This is a genomic window from Streptococcus oralis (genome assembly GCF_026782235.1).
Taxonomy (GTDB): domain Bacteria; phylum Bacillota; class Bacilli; order Lactobacillales; family Streptococcaceae; genus Streptococcus; species Streptococcus oralis_CC.
Window position 1 is genome coordinate 212,746 of the sequence record NZ_JAKUWE010000004.1, and the last position, 24,428, is coordinate 237,173.

The window sequence follows — 24,428 nt, forward strand, 5'->3', positions numbered from 1 at the left end:
AGGAAAGCGTTAACCTTTAAGACTTTGACTCATAAAAAGGAGCCTCATGAACAAGCCAGACATCGCAACCATAATCGACCTCCATTTTGAAGAATTAACCGAGCTCGAGCAAGAAATCGCTCGCTATTTTTTACAACCTGAAACGATCCAAGATGATCTCTCTTCTCAGCAAGTCACCCAGAAATTACATATCTCCCAAGCAGCGCTGACCCGCTTTGCCAAAAAGTGTGGTTTTACAGGTTACCGAGAATTCGTCTTTCAATACCAGCATCAGGCTAGTAAACCGGACACTCATTCCCACAAACATAGTCCTTTGACCAAACGTGTTTTGCGAAGCTACAGTATCATGCGAGAACAAACGCAGGATTTGATTGACGAAGAACAACTGGAACGAGTTGCCCAGTTAATCGAAGATGCTGAGCGTGTCTACTTCTTTGGAACAGGCAGTTCCGGTCTTGTCGCTCGTGAAATGAAATTGCGTTTCATGCGTCTGGGTGTGGTCTGTGAAGCCTTAACCGATCAGGACGGCTTTGCATGGACGACCAGCATCATGGATGAAAATTGTCTAGTACTCGGTTTCTCACTTTCTGGTACAACTCCTTCTATTTTAGACAGTCTATTAGACGCAAAAGAGATGGGGGCCAAGACCATCCTCTTTACCAGCGCTCCAAACAAAAATAGTCAGGCCTATACAGAGACCGTTCTTGTTGCTAGCCACAGCCAGCCTTCCTACATTCAACGGATATCCGCTCAACTCCCCATGCTCTTCCTTATAGATTTGGTTTATGCCTACTTTTTGGAAATCAATCGTGAAAGCAAGGAGAAAATCTTTAATAGCTATTGGGAAAATAAAAAACTCAATGGCTATCGTAGACAAAAACGCGTTAGAAAATCCTAGTTTGGTTGAACCAAACTAGGATTGTTTTGTCTTGAAATGATAATAGGCTCCCAACATCCCTGCTGTATTTTGGTGGTGGGCAAATTCTAATCGTGTTTTTTCAGTTCTTCCATAAATTCTCCTTTGCGTTTTTGAATTTTTGACAAGAAAAAGGAAGTATCGGCTATTTGCCTTTTACTTCCTCTTGGTAATATCCTATTTGTTTTTTTACTACGAAAAACTGGAAGTTACCAGAAACTAAAGTTTACAAATCATGACATAGTCCTCTTCATTTTCACAAACAACTTCAAAGCCTACTTTTTTATACATACTCACTGCATAGTTTATCTTTTGAACCGATAATGACACTTGCTTATATTCTCGCTCTTTCAAGGTCAAAAGAATTTGTTTCATAAGTTCAGTTCCAATTCCCAAATTCCTATATTCCTTGGAAGAGAAATGGAAAGAGAGGGTGTTGTGTCATCAACATGACCATAATCATTGATGATACGAGTCCATACAGCTCCTACTACCTTTCCATCCAAATCCGCTACATAACATACATCATCATTCTTTCCAAAATCAGCAACATATATTTGTAAATCGGGATGTTTTATAATATCTTTGGACGGTGCTTGTACTCCTTCAGGAATAAAAATAGCCTCATATAGAAAAGTATCCAATAAATTAATTTCATTCTGCTTTAATTCTCTAATTACATAATCCATAATTGCCTCCGATCTATATTCTGTAAATTTATTATTTTATAAATCGGTAGAAATTCCACACATACTATGCCTCCATACTTTTTGAGTTGATTCTACTACTTCTAATTCGTCATTAAACCAATCATCTCGTCAACTTCCAATTTATCAATTTTTCGTCCATCTCATTATATCATTTTTTTCTTCTTGGCTTAGGTTTAGTATTTAGAGAGCTTGCGCTGTCTTCTAAGATTATCTTAAAGGATATCTCCTCTCATATATTCTTCTATAGTAGGAACTCTGCTCCTATCGTTCATTTTTTATAATTCCTCTTTGTCTTTCTCATACCCATGAAGCAAGGTCGCATAATGGTCTTGATAGGTCTTTCCGCTACTTTTCATATACCTTGACAGTTTTTCCATCATCAAAAAAAGAATTAAGCAAAACATTTTTCACTCAAGTAGTGATCAAGTGTTCTTCTTAATCCTATAATTCCAAACTAGGATTGTTTTGTCTTGAAATGGTAGTACGCACCGAGCATCCCTGCTGTATTTTGGTGATGGGCAAATTCTAATCTCGTCTTATCTGCTAGACTTGGTACCAAGGCCGTCTTCAAGGCTGTACGGATCTTCGGTTTGAGGATAGCCTCTTGCCCCATGATACCGCCACCAAGAATGACCACTTCTGGATTGGCAACATAGCAAATATTTGCCAGACCTTTTCCAAGGTAATCTACCATGCGGTCAATGCCAGCCATACAGATCTTGTTTCCTTCGGTAGCTTCCTTGAAAATGCGCCGCCCATTCCACTGATCAACTGAATCTCCATGGGCTGTTGCTACATACTCAACCAAGGCCGTCGTAGAAGCCAAGTCTTGGAAAGCTCCATCCTGCATATGCATATAACCGACTTCGCAGGCTGAATTACTAAATCCATGGAAGACTTTCCCATCCATAATCAAGCAACCACCGATACCTGTTCCAATGGTCAAGCAAAGAGTGACACTCGCTCCCTTGCCTGAACCAGAAACTGCTTCAGCAAGACCTGCACAGTTAACATCATTTTCAATCTCACAAGGAATCACAAAGCTCGTCTCAATTTCCTTCTTGAACTGGGTCCCTGCATAGTTGGGAATCTGAGGTCCAGCGTAGAAAATTTCCCCCTTATCAGGATCGACCATTCCCGCCGAAGAAATGGCAACACCTGCTACTGGGCCTTTTTCTAAATAGCTAGCTACGATATCTTTTGTCTTTTGTAAGATATGGGGTCCACCCTTTTGCGCCTCGGTTGGCATTTCATGCGATTCAACAAGTTGGCCTTCTTGGTCAATCAAGCCATATTTGATGTTGGTTCCACCGATATCAATTGCAACGTAGTGTGTCATAAATACCTCCTTATGGATTAGAGGAAGCGCTCCTTGGTTTCACGAATCAAGGCTGCAGCTGCTTCTACAACTGGGCGATCTTCTTCAGTCACTGGTGTCAATGGTGAACGAACAGAACCAATATTCAAGCCCTCATTAATCTTCAAGACTTCTTTGATCACACCGTACATATTTCCATGTGCAGAAGTGAGTTTGCCAATGATTGCGTTGATAGCGTACTGCAATTCACGCGCTGTTTCCAAATCTTTCTCAGCAATCAACTGATTGAGTTTCAAGAAGAGTTCTGGCATAGCACCATAAGTACCACCGATACCAGCCTTAGCACCCATGAGACGGCCACCTAGGAACTGTTCATCTGGACCATTAAAGACGATGTGGTCTTCTCCACCAAGGCTGACAAAGGTTTGGATATCTTGAACTGGCATAGAAGAGTTCTTAACACCGATAACACGTGGATTCTTCAACATTTCAGTGTAAAGACTTGGAGTCAAAGCAACACCTGCCAATTGAGGAATGTTATAAATCACGTAGTCTGTGTTTGGAGCTGCAGAACTAATATCGTTCCAGTATTTGGCAACTGAGTACTCAGGCAAGCGGAAGTAAATCGGTGGAATCGTTGCAATAGCATCTACTCCCAAGCTTTCTGCGTGGCGAGCAAGTTCCATACTGTCTTTGGTATTGTTGCAAGCTACGTGAGCGATGATAGTCAATTTCCCTTTGGCAACTGCCATGACTTCTTCCAAAATCAACTTGCGGTCTGCCACACTTTGGTAGATACATTCACCAGAAGAACCATTGACATAGAGACCTTGAACACCTTTATCAATGAAGTATTGAACCAAGGCGCGCGTACGCTCTGGACTGACTTCTCCTTGATCATCGTAACATGCGTAGAAGGCTGGAATGACACCTTCGTATTTTTTCAAATCTGACATAGATTTTCTCCTAAGATTTCTTTTTTCTGCTGAGAGCAGTTCTATTTTTTACAAGTTTAGTATACACCTTGTGAAAATCGCTTTCAATATCTTGTATACACTTAGATTTTAGTTTCTACTTGTATTTTAGAAACTGTAACGATTGAAAGTAGTTTCAGAAACACCTCATCCTACTGGTATTTGGCGAAGATTTTCTCCATCAATCCTGCTTGGAGAAAGACTAGCAAACCAAAACCAAAGAGGATAAAGGCTGATCCACCCAGAAGGAGAGTGAAGGCGGATAGATAAAGAACCATCACAATGAGAAAGAGAATGGCTAACATGAGGAAGAACCATGGAAAGTTAAAACTTGCCAAGATAAGCCCTTTTTGCAGCACTTCTTTCCAAGACAAATCATAGCGCGCAGCGATGGGATAACTAGCCAGCATCACCAGAGTGAGGAAGATGAGAATCCCCAAACAAATAGCTTTCACAATCTGGAAAGGCAAAGCTGTCTGTCCCCAGAAGAGATAGAGGTCTAAAAGACTCAGCAAAACAATTCCTAACTCCAGCAAACCTAACTGGAAACCAAGTTTCAGATTTTGCTTGAAGGCTCTCAGATAGGTTCTGAAAACTGGAACTCGTCTGCTTCTCTTAATCTCAAACATGGTCTCGTAAAGGCTGATTTTCGCCACTCCAATCGTCACGATGGGCAAACAAGAGACGACAAAAAGAAGATTGACTGTCACGATATCCAAGACCTTCTCACTGAAACGCATGAGAAAATTATCTGTATCAAATGCTGCCTTGATAAGGCTTACTCCTTTTTGTGCCATGTTTGCTCCTCCTGATTCTTTTAATCAATCAAAATTTTAAAGAGATACTTGCGAACCTTTTCTTCCATCCCTGCGTAGCCATTTGGCTGGTGAGGTTCTCCTGGGAAGAAAATCGCAAAATTGTGATAGCCCAACAAGAGTGGGTATTTTTCATGACAATGGACAAAGCCAATGTCACTCGCTTCGTCGAATGCTACCGCTTCGTCTTTGATACGTGAACCGTAGCTCGAATATTCATGTCCTTCTACCAGCAAATGCAAGTCTGCATAGTTCTTATGATGTTCAAATTGATCATTTTTAGCTTGATTGAGGACATTTTCCTGAACAACTAGAAAGACCTTGTCCCCGTCAATCTCATACTTTCCTAACTCGAAAGAATCTTTACGATGTTGATAGAGATAGTCGATAGCCTTGTCTAGATTGGGATGAATTCCTTTGTAAAAGGTGATGTTTTTCAAATCGTCAAAAATCATACTGTTTCCTTCGTTTCTGATAGTTACTATTTTCCAGTTTCGAATTATCCTTTCTCTATTTCCCTGTAATAGTGCGGACGGAAGCAAATTCCTTCGGAATTTCATTCCTAATTTTTGAGCCTTTTGCTCTTTCATCGTCAGTCTCAAAAATTCCGTCTAAGATAAGCGTAAGATGCTTATCTTAGATACCACTGAAGCGGGAAATAGTTACCATAAAACGAACCTACTCTAACTAGTATCATGAAAAGAGTTCATTCTTAAGTTTATAAGTGTCTGACAAAACTTCACGAAGTAACTGCATACTCTCCATTTTGTAGACACTTATAACTCTATATTCTCTTATACTTAATGAAAATCGAAGAACAAACTAGAAAGCTAACCGCAGGCAATACTTAAGTATGGCAAGGTGATGCTGAAGTAGTTTGAATTCAATTTTCGCAGAGTATTATCCTTTAACAGCCCCCATAGTAATCCCTTGAGTGAAGGATTTTTGGAAGACAAGGAAGACTGTTACGATCGGCACGGCTGCAAGAGCTGCACCAGCCATGATCAAACCATAGTTGGTTGCCATTTCGGCCTGCATGGTCGCAACCCCGAGTGAGATAGTCAAGTTTTGACGTGAAGTCAACATAACCAACTGCATGAAGTAGTCGTTCCATGTATTGATGAAGGTAAAGATTGCAAGGGCTGCAAATCCTGGTTTCACGATAGGGAAGGCTACGCTCCAGAAAGTACGAATCTCACCACAACCGTCGATTTTAGCTGATTCAAGCAACTCTGTAGGGATGTTTTCGCTGAATTGTTTCATAAGGAAGACCCCGAATGGCCATCCAATCAAAGGCAGGATAACTGCCCAAAGAGTATCGTGAATTCCCATGAAGTTAACGATACGTACCAATGGTACAAGGACAACTTGTTTTGGAAGTGCCATGGCAGCGATAAAGACTGCAAAGAGGATGCGTTGACCATAGAAACGTTTTTTAGCTAGTACATAACCTGCTAGAGAAGAGGTTGCACAGACTAAGAACATGGTTACCAGTGAGATAAATACAGAGTTCCACATCCACTGCATAGCAGGGTTTTGCACCATGAGTTGTTGGAAGTTCTCCATGGTTGGCATTTTAGGGAACCACTGTGGCGGAATCATAATGGTATCAGGTTGTGATTTGAAGGCCCCTGTCAAGATCCAGTAGAATGGAAAGATGAACAGTACGGTCAACAAGAGCAAGATAATCGTTGAGATAACAGTGAAAGCTGTTAAGGGTTTCTTTTGTGTAGGTTGCATAACTGTCTCCTTTCTTTAGTATTCTACGTCGTTTCCGAGGATCTTGAATTGAGCAAAGCTGACAATGGCAATCATCACTGCCAAGAAGACACCGATGGTATTGGCATAGCCGTATTCTGTCAATTGGAAGGCTTTTTCGTAAAGGTAGTACATCAAGGTACTTGTTGAGTAGTTTGGACCACCAGAAGTCAAGAGCTGAATCAAGGCGAAACATTGGAATGAGTTGATTGTTGTGATGATCGCGATGTAAAGAGTTGTTGGAAGAAGGCTAGGCCATTTGATCTTCCAGAAGACTTGAAATTCAGTCGCACCGTCAACACGCGCTGCTTCAACAAGTGAGTTGTCAATATTCCCCATGGCAGCGATATAAAGAATAATCGGTTGACCAACAGATGTTGTCAAAAGGATGATCATAATCGCTAGCAAAGCCCAGTTTTTGTCACCCAGCCAAGAAATATTTTGGCTGATGATGTGGCTTGACTTAAGGACAAAGTTTAGAATCCCTGATAGGGGGTCATAGATCCATTTCCATACAACCGTTACGGCAACACTACCTGTAACTACAGGAAGGAAGAATACGAAACGATAGAAAGAACGGGCAATGGCATTTTGATGATAGGTTTGAGATGCTACAAAGAGCGAGAAGAGAACCACAATCGGAACAGATCCAATAACCAGGATAACGGTATTGATCAAAGACTTCACAAAGACAGGGTCTTTAAACATGCGAATGTAGTTGTCCAAGCCCACAAACTCAAATTTAGTCATGGAGTAGTTAAAGAAACTTGTAATGAATCCCATAATCATAGGAGCCAAGACAAAGATGACAAAGAAGAATAACACTGGTGCTAGGAAAGCGTAGGAAATCACTGTTTCCCGCATACGAATTTTATTGACTTTCACAGTCGGCACCTCTCTTTCAAATAGAATAGTTTTTGATTTTCTTGAACTGTTTTAAAACCAAAATGAAATTTTTTAAGATTCGCTTATGTAAGAACTTCATTTTAATTTCGTGACAGTTCCTACCATTTCAAACAAAAGTCCCCCTTTTCTTACACCATAGTGCACAGGGAAAAGGGGGGAATCAATCTGACTTAGTGCTTATTGTTTTGTAGCTTTTTTGATTGTTTCGTTAGCTTTTTCAGTGAAGGCTTTCAAAGCATCCGCTGGTTTTTCGTCACCATTTGATACAGATTGCAACATTGGGAACCAAAGTGTTCTCATTTCAGCAAATCCATCGATAGTGTTGTAGTATGGTGAGTAGTATTTAGTCCAGCCACTGATTGTTTCCATACGTTTGTCTTCATAAAGTTTACCAAATGAAGTACGAACTGGGAAGGCACCTGTACGAACTACGTCTTTAGGACCCCATTCTTTGTCATCTGCGATGAATTGAACGAATTTCTTAGCAGCTGCGACTTTCTTATCGTCTTTGTTGTTAAATACTGCAAATCCGTTTACAAGGTATTCAAGAGATGGTTTACCAGAGTCTGATGGAAATGGTACTTCTACCACATCTACCTTACTTGCTTCCAAGAGTTTCGCTTGGATACCGTTTTGAGCTGGTGCCCAAAGGATTGTGTATGAAGTTTGACCGTTGGCAAAGTTTTGGATATCTGCTCCACCGTCAAATTGTGAACCGTTGTTCAACAAACCGTCTTTGATCCAGCTAGCAGCTTTTTCAAGACCTTTGACGAATTTAGGATCGTCGGTTGTATATTTGGTTACGTCTTTGTCTGTTACAGAACCGCCATAAAGGTTTGCGATGAAGGCACGTGTTCCTTGGTCTCCCCCTTGACCAGAACTGAACAATGAACCTGGTGTATACCCTTTATCTTTAAGCGCTTTCAAAACTTTTTCAAAGTCATCAGTTGTCCAACCTTCTTTTACAAGGTTTGCAACTCCAGCATCTTCCAACATTTTCTTGTTCATAGCCATGTAGAATGGAGCTGAACTGATTGGATACATGTAAGCTTTGTCTCCAGCCTTACTTGCTTGTACGATGTTTTCGTTGTTGACATCTTTGACAAATTCGTCTGTGAAGAGGTCGTTCAACTCAGCCAATTTACCATTTTTACCGTATTGGATGATACGCCCTGGTGCGTCAAAGAGTACGTCTGGCGCTGTTCCTGCTTCAATGGCTGTTGTGATCTTTTCAGGACCTGACTTGAAGTCGATGGTTTCCAATTTCACTTTTACATCTGGATTTGCTTTTTCAAACGCTTCGATGATTGATTTTTCATAAGTTCCAACACCGTCACCCGTTTTTTCTTGAGTAAAGACTGGGAATGCCCACCAAGTGATTTCAGTTTTTCCGCTATCGCTACTAGAGCTTCCAGCATCTTTACTTCCACCAGAGTTACCACAAGCAGCAAGGCCAAGAATCGCAGCACTCGCAAGTACTGTACAAGCTAGTTTTCTAAATTTCATTTGTATTCTCCTAATTGATAAGCGTATCCATATTGGATAATGAGTTCTTTGGATTTGTATACGTTTTCATTTTATCCGACGCATCGACCACTCTCCTCTTTTTTGAGATTGTGTTATTTAAGACCGGCAACAAAGCGTTCCGTAATCTCTTTTGGTCTAGTAATCGCTCCACCAACAACGATACCTCGCACTCCATATTCAAGGATTTGCTTGGCTTGTTCTGGTGTGTGAATCTTCCCTTCAGCGATGACATCCACACCTGCTTCACACAGTTTTTTGATCAGTTCAAAGTCTGGACCATCCACTTTCGGACTATAAGAGGTATAACCTGATAGGGTTGTTCCAACAAAATCAACACCTGCTTCAACCGCTGCAATTCCTTCTTCAAAAGTACTGGTATCAGCCATCAAGAGTTGATGCGGATATTTTTCTTTGACTTGTCGGATAAAGTCTTGGATTTCCAAACCATCGTAACGTTCACGTTTGGTACAATCCAGAGCAATGACCTCAATATCTAGTTCAGCCAGTTCATCCACTTCTCTCATCGTAGCTGTAATGAAAGGCTCCTGTGGCGGATAGTCACGTTTGATAATCCCGATAATCGGGAGTTTCGTAACCTCCTTGATCTCCTTGATATCGCGAACACTGTTTGCTCGGATACCGACTGCTCCACCTTGCTCAGCCGCTTTGACTAGCAAGGGAATGACTCCTCCCGCTTCTGTATAAAGCGGTTCGTGAGGAAGTGCCTGGCAAGAGACAATGATTCCATCTTTGATTTGTTCAATCAAGGCTTCTTTGCTGATCTGTGGCATCCTCTTTCCTCCCTTTCTTGTTCTTATGGGCTTATTATATATCATTTGTTAAGCGCTTTCAATAGCTTGTGATAGAATAGATTTCAGTTTCAAAAGTATTTTATAGAACAGCCGTTCCTGAAAGTAGTTTCAGGCCTCTTATGATTTCGAATCAACCTGAATGTCATCAAAAAAGATAGCAGGTTTGAAAATCTGCTATCTCTTCTGAAACTTACTCAAAAAGCTTTTGCTCATTATTCTTTTCTCTTCTTTCCAAATGCAAAGAGTGATAAAAGTACGCCTGCAAGGCCAAGGGAAATTAGTGAGCTTGTTTCCTTGCTTCCCGTATTTGGAAGTTCATCTTGTTTAGCTGCTGGCGCTTGATAAGTAACATCTTGCCCTAGAGACAGTTTGTTGTCTGCAGTTGCTAATACTAGATTGGTTTCTCCCTTGTACTCTGGCACTTCATGAACTGCTGCCTCAGCACCATTGACACCACCCTTATACTCTGGCAGGTCATTTGAAGCTGCCAAGACAAAGTTAGCACCTCCGCTATATTCCGGAACCTCATTTGAAGCTGCTTGAACTGCATTGACACCACCCTTGAACTCTGGAAGTTCATGGACTGCTGCCTCAACTGCATTTACACCACCTGTGAATTCTGGTTTTTCTACCGTTGGAGCCGGTTCTTCACCTACCGTTGCCAATGGACCGGTGTACTCTGGTACCTCTGACACAGCGGCTTCCTCAGCATTGACACCACCTGTGAACTCTGGAACCTCATGGATAGTAGCTTCACTGCCATTAATACCATCGCTTAGTTTAGAGCCAGCTAAAGAAACTGGTAAATTGTGCATGCTTTCAATTGCACCCTCTGCAAGACCTGTAATTCTTTGACCCATATCCTCTGGATCTATTGTGAATAGGAGAGTTTTTGTATCGTACTGGGTCATAAAGGTTGCTATCTTGCCATTTGCCAATTGAAGGGTCGGAGCCTTGTTTACCAATACTTCCGAATCGAACTCCATGGCAATAATACCTGGCCATTTTTGGATAGCATATTTTACTTTTGCTTCTTTAGGAGAAATTCTGTCTTTGCTTAAGAAATCCCAGTTGAATTTCTTATAGGATAAAGTATAATCGTTTTGATTGCCATCCGCATGCTCATAAAGCAAACCATATTCGCCATTTCCGAGTTCTTGGAGCGAGTTGTAAGCAAACTTACCACTTTGTATAGGATTGTGTTTTAGCCATGTCAACTCACCATTCTCCTCAACACGAGCCAGGTGAACCAAACCATTGTTTCGTCCAGGACCACCAGCATTGCTGAGTAGAATGTATTCCTTGCCTTCATGCATGGTGTGAATAGCGGACATTTGAACATAAACGTCTTTTACTTGAGGATAACGTTTGATTTCCTTATCCCACGTTGCTCCCCCATCATGACTGGTCGCAACCTGAAGATCACCTGTCAACCCACGCATAAAGAGCTTGAGATCCCCATTATTCAACTGAACAACAGTTGACTCCGTATTTTGGGCGCCTGGATTATTCATGGTTGAAGAGTGAATGGTTTGGTTGCCTACTGGGCGGTTATCATTAACTGCTTCCCCTGCTTGCCATGTTTCTCCATGATCATCTGAATAAATTACACGAGATGATTGAGAACCACTTAGGTAGGAAACGTTGTTTGTTGTATAAACTGGAATCACCAATCTTCCCTTATGAGGTCCTGTACGTAAGGCAATCCCAGTACCAGGTCCAGTTCCTAGGAAGTGCATCCAATCTTTCCGAATCCCATGAGTAATATCTTTTGGTGCAGACCAAGTCTTCCCATCGTCATCACTGTAGGACATCCATAGGTAGTTGGTATTGGAAACTCTAAAAATATTCTTCTCGCTATACTCAAAATAAATATTCCCGATTAGTTCGTTCCCTTTATACAAATCTCCCTTATCGCTATAGGCTCGTTTTTTAGGGTCAACGACAACACGATAATCTGTCTTTCTATTTTGAGGGTCGAAAACCTCTCCGTTTTCTCGAATTGTATAGCGACCTGATTCTCCTTGCTTATATAAAACTTGATAAACTTTATCTCCCACTTGTTCATAAGCTTTCGGAGCTTGCCCCGGCAATGAAAATACTGCCTTACTTTCAAGGAACATGTCATAAATTGCAAAAATTCTCTTTGTTTCAGGGTCTTGCACCAAGGCCATATCAATATTGACTGGAGATGGCCAATCTGCATGTTTAGCGTACTCATTGTCACGAGGATTTGAGATTACGATTCGGTCTCCCCATGTTTTTCCATTATCTGAGCTGCGACGAACAACCATCCCAATATCTCCCCAGTCAGAATGGTGCAAACGTCTTTCATCCGTTCCTGCAATCAGCGTTCCTTTATCTGTCTTGAGAAGAGCTGGGATACGATAACTCTTGATACCATCTTTATTTGGTTGATTGTTCCTACCACCTTCAAAGACGTCTTCTTTCTCAGTGACTTTTGCTCCCTCAGGAAGTTTCTGTTCCAATTCACCTCTTTCAAATAATTGACTCCGTGTTTGAACTTCATCTGGGCTTAAAGCACGATCATAAACAGTTAAGTTTCGAACTTGTAGATTTGAGGACCAAACTGTTTTATTGCCCCGTTTGGTTGCTCCAAGTTGAGCTTGATTAACATCTGGCATATCTTTGATAAAGTTACCAGATTTGAGGCTTGTTCGAGATAAGACACCGTTCACATAGAGACGAACTCGACCATGAGGTAACTCCGCTGTCGGTTGTTCGACAGTAAAGGTCACGGAATTCCATTGTCCAGGGCGAACTTTCAAAGGAGCATCTGTATACTTATCATAGAACTGCTCCCCGTTAGCGCCACGCCCTTCAATAAGAGCTGTATTATCAAGGACCGACATAGTAAAATACTCATTTTCCTTGGTGTCACTGGATACCGAGAAGAGATTGTAAAAGCGTGGAGCTGATGCATCTGGTTTGAACTCCATGTGAACTGTAGCATTTTTTAGTTGCTTTAGTTTATTTAGTTCATTTGATAAATCAACTCTCTGACCATTTGCTGCATTGGTTTCAACATCTTCTTTTTCAAGGACAGGATTGGCATTTTTTAAATCTCTTGAGTAATAGTCACGAGGAATAGCACCCTGATCCTCTGATTCCTCTTCCTTATTTGCTTCTTCTGCAGGGGTTTCGGTAGAGGATGGGGTTTCTGATTCTGCACTCTCATTTTTTTTCAAATGATCTTGATCCACCTCAACGCCGTTGTCTTGAGCTGCTGCCAATTTACCAGCCAAATCCTTATCCAAATGAGCAAGATCTCCCGAGGACGCTTCTTTTGGCAATTCTGATAAACCTTGACCAGGTTCGACAGTTTCTGTATTGGCTCCTGCTGCATTGGCTTGCTCTTGAGCTAAGACTGGATTTGCTCCAAATACCACTGTACCAATCACTACCGATGCTGCACCGACTGCAAATTTTCGAATTCCGTATCGCTGTTTCCGATCTAAAGATTTGTAATTCATGTTTGTCCTTTCATTTTTCATAAAATAAAGCGCTTTCTTTTTCTTTAAAAATTTTTATTGTCTCTCAAGAGACAAGTTTTACAAGAAAGTATCCAACTTAATGAGAGCTCCCAATCCTCTCCCATTTTCTGCTAAGGCATTCTTTAATCACCCAGCAGTCTTTTTCCTCCTTTCACAAGTGACTTTTCCTTTATTATACAACAAAGTCTTATATTTATATCTATGTTCTCACAGAATAGATTTTACTTTTAAGAATATTTTAATATTTTAAATTTTCTAAAAGTACTTTCAGGTTTTGGACATAAAAAAGAGAGCTTCTGGGCTCTCATTCATTATCTTACGTACTTAAAAGGAATTTCACTGCCACAGAGCCAGTTATAGACTTGGTCATTGACAAAAACATTCATGGCTTCGTGGGCATACTCTGGCATGATGCGATAGGCCTTGTCACAGGTCAGACGGTTGTAAATCGCAAACTGGGTAATAGGATAGCAAACATCGTCGTCCAAGCCTGTAATCATCTTGACCTCACCCGTGATACGATGGGCAAGATTTTTCACATCGATATAGGCAAGGGTCGCCATGATTTCCTCCTCTGTTTCATGGAAGGGATCGTGGAACTTGAAATAACGGAAGAGTTCATCATAGGCCTCACTGGTATTGCCAATCTCAAGCACTCGTCTAAAGTCTGACAAGAAAGGATAGATGGCAACGGTTTTCTGAATCCGAGGATTGAGCGCTGCTGCAACCAGGGCTAAAGCCCCCCCTTGTGAGGCACCATAACTTGAAAGTCGCTTCTCATCAATCTCAGGTAGACTAGCAACAATTTCAATCAACTGGTAAATATCCAGATAAACATCCTTATAAAAGAGATGTTCCCTACCCTCAACAGCACCACGGATGATATGTCCCTTCACCGTATTTCCTAGTGGAGAGCGCAAGCCGTCTTGCGAATAGCCCGACTGACCTCGAACGTCCATGGAGACAACACCGTAACCAGCCACGGTAAAGGCCAGCATGTCAGCCCAGTCCCAACCACGTCCCATATAGCCATGGAAATGGAAAATTAACGGAACTTTACCTTCACTCTTTGGAAGGACGACACGCGCATAAACCTTGCCTTCATTGGTTCCTTCAAAAGTGAGCTCATAGCACTTGACTTGAGGAATATGGAAATCTCTTTCCTCCAACTGGTAGGCTGGAAGAGATGAAACTTTTTTGACCTCTTCATCCCAGAAAGCATCAAAGTCTTCTGGAATCTCATCCCGTCCTAGATAGGTCTTGATTTCTTCTAGTAAAACTGGATTTTTCATAGCATGCTCCTTTAGTTTTGTAATCGCTATCATAACTCTAGCATATCTAGGAAAGCAATGCAAGAAAGAAAGATAAACAGAAAGTGATTTTAGATTCTCTTTCCTCAAACCTATCGTCTGAAAGTAGTTTTAAAAATAAAAAGAGCGTTTCCGCTCTTCGTGTATCAATAGGTGCTAGCTCCTTTCTCTAGTTTGACGGTTTGGAATTTCTTTTGGTAGGTTACTTTAATCGTCATGTGAGAGTCCTCGTTTCTTTTTGATGACTCTAGTATAAGAACCAAATCTAAAAGCTAGCTTATAGATTTCTTAGAAAAGGCTTAATCCAGATGTTCTCTCCTTTCTAAGTGGAGAGCAATCATGCGCCACTCCGGATCCTCTTGCCAACCTTCTATCGAACTAATGTAGCTGGCAACCTTTCTGGCTTCTTCTAAAATCGGAAAATCTTCGATAATATCAGCCACTTGAAACTCTGGAAGTCCTGACTGTCTGGTTCCAAAAATCTCACCAGAACCACGCATTTTCAAATCTTCCTCCGCAAGGACAAATCCATTAGTCGTTTCTGTCATGATACGCATGCGGTCCTTCCCAGAGTCCGTCTTGGGATTAGCAACGAGAACAGCATAGGACTGTTTGTCCCCCCGACCCACACGACCTCTGAGCTGGTGAAGCTGGCTGAGACCGAACCGGTCGGCATCCATGATAATCATAACTGTCGCATTGGGAACATTGACCCCAACCTCGATAACCGTTGTCGAAACCAAAATATCAGTCTTTCTCTCTTTGAACTCCTGCATGATCTGGTCTTTTTCGTCACTCTTCATCTTACCGTGTAGAAGAGCTACTTCAGCCTTGCCGGCAAAATGAGCTGTCAACTCCTCAGATAAGGCAATGGCATTTTTCAGATCCAGAGCTTCAGATTCTTCAATCAAAGGAGAGATGACATAGGCTTGCAAACCTTTTTGGATTTCCCCCTCTAACCAAGTCAAGACCTGAGGCAGCTGCTCATGCTTAATCCAACGCGTCACAATAGGCTTCCGCCCTGCTGGCATCTGGTCGATAATGGAAACATCCATATCGCCAAAGGCTGTGATAGCCAAGGTTCGTGGAATGGGCGTCGCCGTCATCATGAGGACATCTGGATTGTCCCCTTTTTCCCGCAGAACACGCCTTTGCCCCACACCAAAACGATGCTGCTCATCGATGATAATCAAACCAAGACGAGCATAATCCACCCCATCTTGTATCAAAGCATGAGTCCCGATAATCAAATCAGCCTCACCCTTGGCAATGGTCTCCAAGACCGCTCTCTTTTCTGCAGCTTTTAAGGAACCTGTCAAGAGAGCGAGTTTCAAGTCTGGAAAGAGGCTCTGTAGACTGTCAAAGTGTTGCTCCGCAAGGGTTTCTGTCGGCACCATGAGAGCAGCCTGGTAGCCAGCCGTCACCGCCGCAAACATGGCCAAGCCAGCGATCACCGTTTTTCCGCTCCCCACATCCCCTTGTAGGAGACGATTCATGTGATGGTCGGACTTCATGTCGGTCAAAATCTCCTGCAAACTCTTTTCTTGAGCTTGGGTTAGGTCAAATGGCAGATTTTCTTTAACGGCTGTCACTTTTTCCTGGGACCAGTTCAGAACCAGACCGCTTCCCTGAACTCTATTTTCAGACTTGAGTGACTGCAACTGCATTTGAAAATAAAAGAGTTCCTCAAACTTGATCCGGCGAAGGGCCTGCTTGTATTCTGCCAAATCCTTGGGGAAATGCATGGCACGGACAGCCTGACAACGGGACATGAGTTTGTATTTATCCAGTAAAGACTGGGGAAGATTTTCCTCTATCAAGAGGTCCAACCCCTTATCAAAGGCTGTCTTGATGACCTTGACCAGACTGGCCTGACTGATTCCTTGAGCCAGACGATAAACAGGTTGGAGGTCATCTTCCACCTGAGCCAGAACCTTCATCCCAGTCAGACTGGCCTTAGCACGGTCCCATTTTCCAAAGACAGCCAGGGTTGCTCCCAACTCTATCTTATCAGCCAGATAGGGTTGGTTAAAAAAATTCACCGCAAAAACGACTTCTCCCTGCTTGAGACTAAAACGCAGACGATTGCGCTTAAAACCATAATACTGGACACTTGGAGGAGTTACGACTTGACCAGACAGGACAGCCTTTTCTCCGTCTTCCAGCTCCATCACCTGCTTGGTCTTGAAATCTTCATAACGGAAAGGAAAGTAGAGCAAGAGGTCTTGCAAGTTTTCAATTCCTAGTTTGGCGTATTTCTCTGCTGACTTTGGCCCCACACCAGGCAAGACATGCAAGGGTTGATGTAGATTCATGCTCCACTCCTTTCTTTTTTAATAATATTCTCTCGGAATGCGATCGCTGAGGAGGCAAACCACCTCATAGTTAATGGTTCCACGGTAGGTCGCTACCTGAGTTGCTGTGATTTCCTTGTCACCGTTTGTGCCGATCAGGGTTACTTTTGTTCCTAGTGGGTAAACCTTAGGCAAACGAATGGTAATTTGGTCCATAGATACTCGTCCGACGATTGGGCAAGCTTGACCATCTACCAAGACAGAGAAATTCTGCATGTCTCGTGTCCAACCATCCGCATAGCCGATTGGCACCGTCGCAATGACTTGTTCACTATTGGCTTGATAAGTCGCTCCATAGCCCATGCAAGCTCCAGCTGAAACTGTCTTGACATGAACAAGGGCAGACTCCAAACTCAAGGCTGGAGTCAAATCATAGGGTAAGTTCAAGACCTCTCCACTTGGATTGAGACCATACATGGCGTCTCCCATACGGACTGCATTGAAAATAGTCTCTGCATGCCAGAGGGTCGTTGCCGAATTGCTGGCATGAACCAGCTCTGGAACTTCCTTCATACTTGCCAAAATAGCTTTAAATCGTTCTAACTGGGTATTAAAATAGGTATCTGATTCTTCATCTGCAGTAGCAAAGTGGGTAAAAATCCCCTCAACGCGAGCACCGTGTTGTTGGAGCAAGGCTTGAGCCTGCTCTGCCTCACTGGAATCACGGAAGCCAATCCGTCCCATCCCTGAGTCAATCTTGAGGTGAACTGTTAAGCCAGATAAATCTGTCTCCCTAGCTAAGAGTGCTTGAATCCACTCCAATCCTGCCACTGTCAAGATGATGTCGTATTCTTTTGCTAGAGAAACAGCTTCTAGCTCAGAAACTCCTAAGATGAGAATTTTCTTGTTTATACCTGCTTGACGCAACTCGATGGCTTCATCAATATTGGAAACACAAAATCCATCAACATCATCTTGAATAGCTGTGGCAACAGCTACTGCGCCATGACCATAGGCATTGGCCTTGACCACTGCCCACTTGAGCGTTCTTTCAGGGATATGAGCCCCCATTTGCTGAATATTTTGTCGAATAGCTCCCAGATATATCAGAGCCTTGGTTGGTCTATGTGGACTAGCTTTCATGATTTTCCTCCAAAATGACACTGGCTGTCACAAACTGATCTGTATGGCTGATCGATAGCCAAATTTTTCCTGAAAATGGTGCCTGACTAAAATAGGGAGCCCCGCGTTCATTGTTCAAAACTTCCAAATCCTGAAAGGTCAGTTTGCCAATTCCTGTCCCCATAGCCTTGGAAAAGGCCTCCTTAGCTGACCAGCGGCCTGCCAAGTATTCGATCTGTCTGCGCCCTTTGAGACTGGTAAAGAGCTCCATTTCTTTAGCAGTCAGCACGCGCTTGGCAAAGCCCTCACGTCGTGTAACTGCTTTTTCTATCGAAGCTAATTCTTCGATGTCAATTCCGTGTCCAACTATCATACTCACAAAAGGAGCTGAGATTCCCCCAACTCCATCCTTTTCACTTATTTTGTTAAGGTAGTATAAATTTCTTCTACCAAGGCTACTGTATTTTCCCAACCTAGACAAGGGTCCGTTATGGAGCAACCAAAGATCTCTGGTTGATTTTGGCGACCATCTGCTAGGTAAGATTCGATCATAAAGCCTCGAACCGTCTTTTTAATCTTTTCATTCCAATCACGATTCAGCAAGGCTTGACGAACAATGCGAATTTGTTCCATATATTGCTTGCCAGAATTGTCATGATTAGTATCGATGATAATGAAGGGATTTTCAAGTCCCATAGTCTCATAGCGATTGATGGCATTTAAGAGGGTTTCATAGTAGAAATTGGGTTCATTTTTACCATATTCGTTCATGGCACCACGAAGGATAACGTGGGCCAAAGGATTTCCTGAAGTTTCCACTTCTTGGCCATGGTAAAGGAAGGTTTGCTTGTTTTGAGCTGCATAGATAGCATTAAACATGACCCCAAGATTTCCAGATGTTGGATTTTTCATCCCAACCGGAGCATCAATCCCAGAGGCTACAAAGCGGTGTTCCTGGTCTTCCACGGAACGAGCCCCAACAGCATGGTAGCTGACCAGGTCATCAACCAAAACGAGGTTTGACGGATAGAGCATCTCATCAGCTGTTGTCAATCCAGTTTCGGTAATCACACGGTAGTGCAACTGACGAACAGCTTGCAAGCCATTAATCAGGCTTGGAGCTTTCGAAGTATCCGGCTGATGAACCAAACCCTTATAGCCATCTCCATTGGTACGAGGTTTAGCCGTATAGACACGCATCACGATAAAGATTCTATCCGCAACTTTTTTCTGCAAGTCTGCTAAGCGACGAGCATATTCGAGTACTGCTTCTTCATTGTCCGAAGAGCAAGGCCCCATCACCAAAAGGATTCGGTCATCCTCACCTGAGATGATGGCTGCCAGCTCTCTATCGCGGGCTTCTTTCTTTCGCAAGGCTTCAGGTGACAACTGGGTCGCAGCCTTGATTGCCTCAATATCAATTTCTTGACCTTTTTCGATAAATGCCATCTTACTCTCCTAGCGTTTGGTAAATTTCGCGAACAAGTGCTTCTGTGTTGTCCCATCCTAGACACGGATCTGTAATGGACTTCCCAAAAACTTCTGGTTCATTTTGACGTCCATCTTCTAGATAGGACTCAATCATAAAACCACGAACGTATTTTTTGATCTTCTCATTCCAGTCACGGTTAATCAAGGTCTGACGAACGATACGGATTTGATCCATGTACTGCTTGCCTGAATTGTCATGATTGGTATCAATGATGATAAAGGGATTTTCTAAGCCCATCTTTTCATACTGGGCAATGGTATCCATCAAATTGTCATAGTAGTAGTTAGGAATATTTTTCCCGTATTCATTCAAGGCACCGCGAAGAATTGCGTGGGACAATGGATTCCCCGTTGTTTCCACCTCTTTACCAAGAAAGAGGAAACTCTGTTTATTTTGCGCTGCATAAATCCCGTTAAACATAACATTGAGATTTCCAGATGTTGGATTTTTAAATCCTGTTGAAAAGTCTGCTCCACTCGCTACAAAACGGTGCTGTTGATCCTCTACAGAACGGGCTCCAACAGCCATATAAGAAATCAAATCATCCACCAGCGGAAGATTTTCAGGATAAAGCATCTCATCCGCTGTTGTCATGCCAGTCTCAGAAATAACGCGGTAATGTAAATGACGAACAGCCTTGATTCCATTGATCAAGCTAGGTGCTTCTTTAGCATTTGGTTGATGAATCAAGCCCTTATAGCCGTCTCCATTGGTACGAGGTTTAGCCGTATAGACACGCATGACCATAAAAATGCGGTCTTTAACCTCTTCTTGCAAAGTAGATAGACGTTTGGCATACTCGAGAACCGCTTCTTCGTTATCAGATGAACATGGTCCAATCACCAAGAGAATACGCTGGTCTTTCCCACGGATGATGGCTTCCAATTCCTGATCACGTTGGTTTTTTCTCGCAAGAGCCGCCCCCTCCAATTTAGACAAGGCTCGAACTTCTTCAATGTTAATTTTAGGACTTTTAGCTGTAAATACCATGATTCATCTCCTTATAAAGCAAACGGACACCAAGCAAAAAATGACTTTTACCAGGTATCCGCCTGTATCTTATCTCATATTATTGTCTCTTACCATGACAGTTCTTGAATTTCTTACCAGAGCCACATGGGCATTGATCATTTCGTCCAATTTGGCTCAAGTCCACATCTTTTGGAAGCTGAGTCTGCTGCGCTGCGATATTACGAGTCGCAGTTGTACTGATATTGTGCTCAGTTTGAGGACGTTCCTGTTCGTGGATTTGCGCTTTCATCATCAGGCGGGTCACATCGAATTCAATTGATCCAATCATGTCATTAAACATGCGGAAACCTTCTGCTTGATATTCTACAACAGGGTTGTTTTGGGCATATCCACGAAGACCAACAGCATTTCGCAACTGGTCAAGAGCATCGATATGGTCTGTCCACTTGTTGTCTACAACACGTAGGATCAAGACCTTCTGGAACTCTTTCACTGCTTCTTCATCACGAAGTTTGGCAACTTGGCTATCATAAACCTTCAATGCACGTTGATACAGTTCATCTTTGATGGCCTGATCTGACAGACCTACAAAATCTGAACGGCTGATTGAATCTTCTGGAAGCAAGTTATATTTAGCAAAGTTCAAGATTGCTTCCAGTTTTTCATCTTCTTTCGAACGAGCATGCGCATCTACGATTCGGCCAATGGTACGACGGATCATAGCATGGATTTCTGGTGCCAAGTCACGATCTGCAGTAATGACATCATAACGTTGTGCATAGATGATTTCACGTTGTTCACGCATAACATCATCGTATTGAAGGACTTGTTTACGAGTGTCGTAGTTGTTTCCTTCGACACGTTTTTGAGCCGCTTCAACTTGACGCGTTAACATGCGAGATTCGATGGCTTCATCAGACATGTTAAGACGTTCAAAGACACCTTTCAAACGTTCTGAACCGAAACGTTTCATCAAATCATCTTCAAGAGACAAGTAGAATTGTGACTCACCTGGGTCTCCTTGACGCCCTGAACGTCCACGAAGCTGATTATCAATACGGCGACTTTCGTGACGTTCTGTACCAATGACACAAAGTCCACCAAGTTCACGAACCCCTTCGCCAAGCTTGATATCGGTACCACGACCGGCCATGTTGGTTGCGATAGTAACTGCGCCACGCTGACCAGCGTTCATGATGATTTGCGCTTCTCTGTAGTGGTTCTTCGCGTTCAAGACTTCGTGAGGAACACCCGCCTCTACCAGTTTCTTAGAAAGAAAGTCACTCGTTTCAACTGCAACTGTACCTACCAAGACCGGCTGACCTTTTTGGTGACGAACTTTTACATCTTCAACTACAGCCTTAAACTTCGCATCAAGACTGGCATAGAGAAGGTCTGAGTGGTCGATACGTTGGATTGGACGGTTGGTTGGGATTGGGATAACACGAATGTTGTAAATTTCGCGGAATTCTTCTTCTTCTGTTTTACCAGTACCTGTCATACCTGCCAATTTCTTATACATACGGAAGAGGTTTTGATAGGTAATAGAAGCTGAAGTCTTGGTCTCGTCTTGGATTGGCACACCTTCTTTTGCTTCAATCGCTTGGTGCAAACCATCCGAGTAACGACGACCTTCCATGGTACGACCTGTAAATTGGTCGACAATCAAGATTTCTTGTTCTTCACTAACCACATAGTCGATATCGAGAATCATGATATAGTTAGCACGGAGGGCATTGTCGATAAAGTGAGTAAGAGCTACATTTTCAATGTCATAGAGATTTTCTAGTTTGAAGTAGCTTTCAGCCTTGTCGATACCAGAATCTGACAAACCGATCGTCTTAGACTGAACGTCAATGATATAGTCGTCCTTGTCCAAAGATTTCACGAAGTGGTCCGCCATATGGTAGAGTTGGCTTGTTTCAACTGCGTTGGCACCTGAAACGATCAATGGTGTACGAGCTTCGTCGATCAAAATTGAGTCAACCTCATCGACCAAGGCATAATTGAGTGGACGTTGCACCATGTTTTCTGCACGAACGACCATGTTATCACGAAGGTAGTCGAAACCAATCTCTGAGTTTGTTGAGTAGGTAATATCACAAAGGTAAGCCTCTTTTTTCTCCATTGGAGATTTAGCTGCCAAGTTAATCCCTACTGACAGACCGAGCCATGAGTACAATTCACCCATTTCAGTCGCGTCACGTTCTGTTAGGTATTCGTTGACTGTAACTACGTGAACCCCTTTACCTGCAAGGGCATTGAGGTACACTGGCATGGTCGCTGTCAAGGTCTTCCCTTCACCGGTACGCATCTCTGGAACGTCACCATGGTGAAGAACAATCCCACCCATGACCTGAACCTTATAAGGGAAAAGCCCAAGGACACGTTTTGCAGCTTCACGAACTACCGCAAAAGCCTCATAGAGCAATGAATCAAGTGATTCACCCTTATTGTATCGTTCTTTAAATTCGTCAGTTTTCGCTTTTAGTTCTTCGTCTGACATTGCAGCCATTTGGCTCTCATAGTTAAGAACCTTATCAGCCATCTTTTCCAGACGACGAAGTTCTCCTTTATCATTTTCAATAATCGTTTTTAAAATATTAGCCATGATTTTCCTTACTTTTTATTCTGAATATTTTAGAATGTTCTTTTAATTTTAGCATATTTACCATTATTTTTCAAGAAAGAATCCTTAATTTACAACGGAAAAGGCCAGCCAAAATTCAGCTTTTTTTGCATAAATCTTCTGTGGCTACCTTTTTGTTTTTTGTTCGAGATGCATGCTTGATGATCCAAGCACAACTTGGACTCAGCTCCTCCTTTTGCCAAGTTTGAAGAATCCTTTCAAACTTATCAGGATCTTCCTTGTACAAATCATTTAGATTATTGGCTACACTTTTTTGAATGGACTTGTCTCTATCATCCTTTAGATTGGTCAGAATAGTGGTAAAATCCTCAAAATAATCCAATACCACGGTTTGTCTCTTAGCCCAAGGCAGACGGATACGCATGCATTCGCTGGCAAGTCTGCGAACGCGCAAATTTTCATCCTGACTCCATTCTAACAGCAAAACCATTGTATCTTTAGGATAACGAGCCAGCAAGGGTCTCATGGAAAATTCTCCAGTAAATCGCTTGGTTAGTTCCTTACTAAAGGCCGCGCTCAATTCAAATTCCTTGTCCTCAAATAGCTCTGCATATTTTCCGATTGGCCAAAGCCAATATCCTTCTGAGAACATACCTAAACCACCCTCTAACTCAGGACCCAAAATTTTCTCAAAAACCTTGAGAGAGTCCTCATAAGATAGGGGAAGGCAATCTTTGATACTTTTAGCCAAGAGTTCTTGACGCTGGCTAAACTCCAACTCTTCCAAGTCTTTTTCTAACAACAGCCTAAACTTTCGCTCATTAAATGCAGGGGACGCTTCTTTCAACCGTCGACTCAAATCCATAGCATAAGCCAAGTCATAATAATCTTTTACTTTTTTAGCCATTTTTCAAATCCCTTAATCTTCTTTTTACGGGACTTATTATATCATACAGACAGCTGTCAACAAAATTATTTTTATATCTCCAACTATTTTAATAAGAAAGAAAAAAGGACTAGAAGCTAGTCTAGTCCTTTATTTTTTAATGTTTAATTTCCCAAGAATACAGGCAATATCCCAAAATACCAAAAGAGATTGATCCAGAAGGCCAAGCAAAAGATAATTCCAAAGATGAGAAGACTGATTTTTTTAATCAGCACGGAGTATAGGATGGATAAAACTCCAAAAACCACAAAGAGTTTTTTCATAACGAAATAATATACTGAAACTCCTCCTATTTGCCAATCCCAAGGAAGGAAAAACATGAGGAACCAGAGAAGGCAAATCGTAAAGATATATCTCTTGTAGTGCGCTTCAAGAAAGGCTTTTGTTTTCTCCATAGCAAACCTCCATTTCAGTCACTGTCTCTTCCCTTTTATTATACCAAAAAAACCTG

The 24,428-nt window shown here is 42.3% G+C and carries 19 protein-coding genes and 2 pseudogenes; 1 reads left to right on the plus strand and 20 read right to left on the minus strand.

Annotation, left to right across the window (positions count from 1 at the left end):
- Positions 1-46: 46 nt before the first annotated feature.
- Positions 47-898, plus strand: a complete 852-nt coding sequence (locus tag MK396_RS07340; protein ID WP_007521197.1) for a MurR/RpiR family transcriptional regulator — start codon at positions 47-49, stop codon at positions 896-898.
- A 237-nt stretch (positions 899-1,135) separates the two neighbouring features.
- Here the strand turns inward: MK396_RS07340 and MK396_RS07345 are convergent.
- The 20 genes and pseudogenes from MK396_RS07345 to MK396_RS07440 form a co-directional block, all read right to left on the minus strand.
- Positions 1,136-1,605, minus strand: a pseudogene (locus tag MK396_RS07345) (GNAT family N-acetyltransferase).
- A 296-nt stretch (positions 1,606-1,901) separates the two neighbouring features.
- Positions 1,902-2,009, minus strand: a pseudogene (locus tag MK396_RS07350) (replisome organizer); the annotation flags it as partial.
- 71 nt (positions 2,010-2,080) lie between these two features.
- A complete protein-coding gene (locus tag MK396_RS07355; RefSeq protein WP_268724160.1) occupies positions 2,081-2,965 on the minus strand; it encodes an ROK family protein in 885 nt (294 codons plus the stop codon).
- A gap of 17 nt (positions 2,966-2,982) precedes the next feature.
- Positions 2,983-3,900, minus strand: coding sequence for a dihydrodipicolinate synthase family protein (locus tag MK396_RS07360; protein WP_001281473.1), 918 nt, complete (start codon positions 3,898-3,900; stop codon positions 2,983-2,985).
- Positions 3,901-4,070: 170 nt separating this feature from the next.
- Complete coding sequence (locus tag MK396_RS07365) at positions 4,071-4,715, minus strand: YesL family protein (protein ID WP_000057501.1); 645 nt, start codon at positions 4,713-4,715, stop codon at positions 4,071-4,073.
- Between the two features lie 20 nt (positions 4,716-4,735).
- Positions 4,736-5,188, minus strand: a complete 453-nt coding sequence (locus MK396_RS07370; RefSeq protein ID WP_268724161.1) for a YhcH/YjgK/YiaL family protein — start codon at positions 5,186-5,188, stop codon at positions 4,736-4,738.
- Between the two features lie 445 nt (positions 5,189-5,633).
- A complete protein-coding gene (locus MK396_RS07375) occupies positions 5,634-6,473 on the minus strand; it encodes a carbohydrate ABC transporter permease (RefSeq protein WP_001183243.1) in 840 nt (279 codons plus the stop codon).
- A 15-nt stretch (positions 6,474-6,488) separates the two neighbouring features.
- The gene (locus MK396_RS07380) at positions 6,489-7,355 is read right to left on the minus strand and encodes a carbohydrate ABC transporter permease (protein WP_161801140.1); all 867 of its coding nucleotides are present in this window, start codon (positions 7,353-7,355) and stop codon (positions 6,489-6,491) included.
- A 219-nt stretch (positions 7,356-7,574) separates the two neighbouring features.
- Positions 7,575-8,903, minus strand: coding sequence for an ABC transporter substrate-binding protein (locus tag MK396_RS07385; protein ID WP_268724162.1), 1,329 nt, complete (start codon positions 8,901-8,903; stop codon positions 7,575-7,577).
- Between the two features lie 113 nt (positions 8,904-9,016).
- Positions 9,017-9,715 (minus strand): N-acetylmannosamine-6-phosphate 2-epimerase, encoded by a 699-nt coding sequence (locus tag MK396_RS07390; RefSeq protein ID WP_001135660.1) that lies wholly within the window; start codon positions 9,713-9,715, stop codon positions 9,017-9,019.
- Between the two features lie 233 nt (positions 9,716-9,948).
- Positions 9,949-13,230, minus strand: coding sequence for an SIALI-17 repeat-containing surface protein (locus tag MK396_RS07395; protein ID WP_268724163.1), 3,282 nt, complete (start codon positions 13,228-13,230; stop codon positions 9,949-9,951).
- Between the two features lie 332 nt (positions 13,231-13,562).
- A complete protein-coding gene (locus tag MK396_RS07400) occupies positions 13,563-14,543 on the minus strand; it encodes an acetylxylan esterase (RefSeq protein WP_268724164.1) in 981 nt (326 codons plus the stop codon).
- Positions 14,544-14,860: 317 nt separating this feature from the next.
- A complete protein-coding gene (recG, locus tag MK396_RS07405) occupies positions 14,861-16,876 on the minus strand; it encodes an ATP-dependent DNA helicase RecG (RefSeq protein WP_268724165.1) in 2,016 nt (671 codons plus the stop codon).
- A gap of 18 nt (positions 16,877-16,894) precedes the next feature.
- Entirely contained in the window at positions 16,895-17,998 is a 1,104-nt protein-coding gene (gene alr, locus MK396_RS07410; RefSeq protein WP_254725999.1) for an alanine racemase, read from the minus strand.
- Positions 17,988-18,350 carry a holo-ACP synthase gene (acpS, locus tag MK396_RS07415; protein ID WP_254725997.1) on the minus strand — a complete coding sequence of 121 codons (363 nt, stop codon included), beginning with the start codon at positions 18,348-18,350 and terminating at the stop codon, positions 17,988-17,990. The genes alr and acpS overlap by 11 nt, the downstream gene beginning before the upstream one ends.
- 44 nt (positions 18,351-18,394) lie before the next feature.
- Positions 18,395-19,426, minus strand: coding sequence for a 3-deoxy-7-phosphoheptulonate synthase (locus MK396_RS07420; protein WP_268724166.1), 1,032 nt, complete (start codon positions 19,424-19,426; stop codon positions 18,395-18,397).
- A gap of 1 nt (position 19,427) precedes the next feature.
- On the minus strand, positions 19,428-20,459 hold the full coding sequence (locus tag MK396_RS07425; RefSeq protein ID WP_268724167.1) for a 3-deoxy-7-phosphoheptulonate synthase: 1,032 nt from the start codon (positions 20,457-20,459) through the stop codon (positions 19,428-19,430).
- Positions 20,460-20,538: 79 nt separating this feature from the next.
- A complete protein-coding gene (gene secA / locus MK396_RS07430) occupies positions 20,539-23,052 on the minus strand; it encodes a preprotein translocase subunit SecA (protein ID WP_268724168.1) in 2,514 nt (837 codons plus the stop codon).
- 115 nt (positions 23,053-23,167) lie between these two features.
- A complete protein-coding gene (locus MK396_RS07435; RefSeq protein ID WP_268724169.1) occupies positions 23,168-23,938 on the minus strand; it encodes a DNA alkylation repair protein in 771 nt (256 codons plus the stop codon).
- A gap of 143 nt (positions 23,939-24,081) precedes the next feature.
- Positions 24,082-24,372, minus strand: coding sequence for a hypothetical protein (locus MK396_RS07440; protein ID WP_268724170.1), 291 nt, complete (start codon positions 24,370-24,372; stop codon positions 24,082-24,084).
- Positions 24,373-24,428: the final 56 nt, after the last annotated feature.

Bases quoted from the DNA above. Each gene is read 5' to 3' on its own strand.
- alr (WP_254725999.1), bottom strand. From the start codon at position 17,998: ATGAAAGCTAGTCCACATAGACCAACCAAGGCTCTGATATATCTGGGA.
- MK396_RS07355 (WP_268724160.1), bottom strand. From the start codon at position 2,965: ATGACACACTACGTTGCAATTGATATCGGTGGAACCAACATCAAATAT.
- MK396_RS07385 (WP_268724162.1), bottom strand. From the start codon at position 8,903: ATGAAATTTAGAAAACTAGCTTGTACAGTACTTGCGAGTGCTGCGATT.
- MK396_RS07340 (WP_007521197.1), top strand. From the start codon at position 47: ATGAACAAGCCAGACATCGCAACCATAATCGACCTCCATTTTGAAGAA.
- MK396_RS07375 (WP_001183243.1), bottom strand. From the start codon at position 6,473: ATGCAACCTACACAAAAGAAACCCTTAACAGCTTTCACTGTTATCTCA.
- MK396_RS07420 (WP_268724166.1), bottom strand. From the start codon at position 19,426: ATGGCATTTATCGAAAAAGGTCAAGAAATTGATATTGAGGCAATCAAG.
- MK396_RS07360 (WP_001281473.1), bottom strand. From the start codon at position 3,900: ATGTCAGATTTGAAAAAATACGAAGGTGTCATTCCAGCCTTCTACGCA.
- acpS (WP_254725997.1), bottom strand. From the start codon at position 18,350: ATGATAGTTGGACACGGAATTGACATCGAAGAATTAGCTTCGATAGAA.
- MK396_RS07370 (WP_268724161.1), bottom strand. From the start codon at position 5,188: ATGATTTTTGACGATTTGAAAAACATCACCTTTTACAAAGGAATTCAT.
- secA (WP_268724168.1), bottom strand. From the start codon at position 23,052: ATGGCTAATATTTTAAAAACGATTATTGAAAATGATAAAGGAGAACTT.
- MK396_RS07365 (WP_000057501.1), bottom strand. From the start codon at position 4,715: ATGGCACAAAAAGGAGTAAGCCTTATCAAGGCAGCATTTGATACAGAT.
- MK396_RS07425 (WP_268724167.1), bottom strand. From the start codon at position 20,459: ATGGTATTTACAGCTAAAAGTCCTAAAATTAACATTGAAGAAGTTCGA.
- MK396_RS07400 (WP_268724164.1), bottom strand. From the start codon at position 14,543: ATGAAAAATCCAGTTTTACTAGAAGAAATCAAGACCTATCTAGGACGG.
- MK396_RS07440 (WP_268724170.1), bottom strand. From the start codon at position 24,372: ATGGAGAAAACAAAAGCCTTTCTTGAAGCGCACTACAAGAGATATATC.
- MK396_RS07380 (WP_161801140.1), bottom strand. From the start codon at position 7,355: ATGCGGGAAACAGTGATTTCCTACGCTTTCCTAGCACCAGTGTTATTC.
- MK396_RS07395 (WP_268724163.1), bottom strand. From the start codon at position 13,230: ATGAATTACAAATCTTTAGATCGGAAACAGCGATACGGAATTCGAAAA.
- recG (WP_268724165.1), bottom strand. From the start codon at position 16,876: ATGAATCTACATCAACCCTTGCATGTCTTGCCTGGTGTGGGGCCAAAG.
- MK396_RS07390 (WP_001135660.1), bottom strand. From the start codon at position 9,715: ATGCCACAGATCAGCAAAGAAGCCTTGATTGAACAAATCAAAGATGGA.
- MK396_RS07435 (WP_268724169.1), bottom strand. From the start codon at position 23,938: ATGGCTAAAAAAGTAAAAGATTATTATGACTTGGCTTATGCTATGGAT.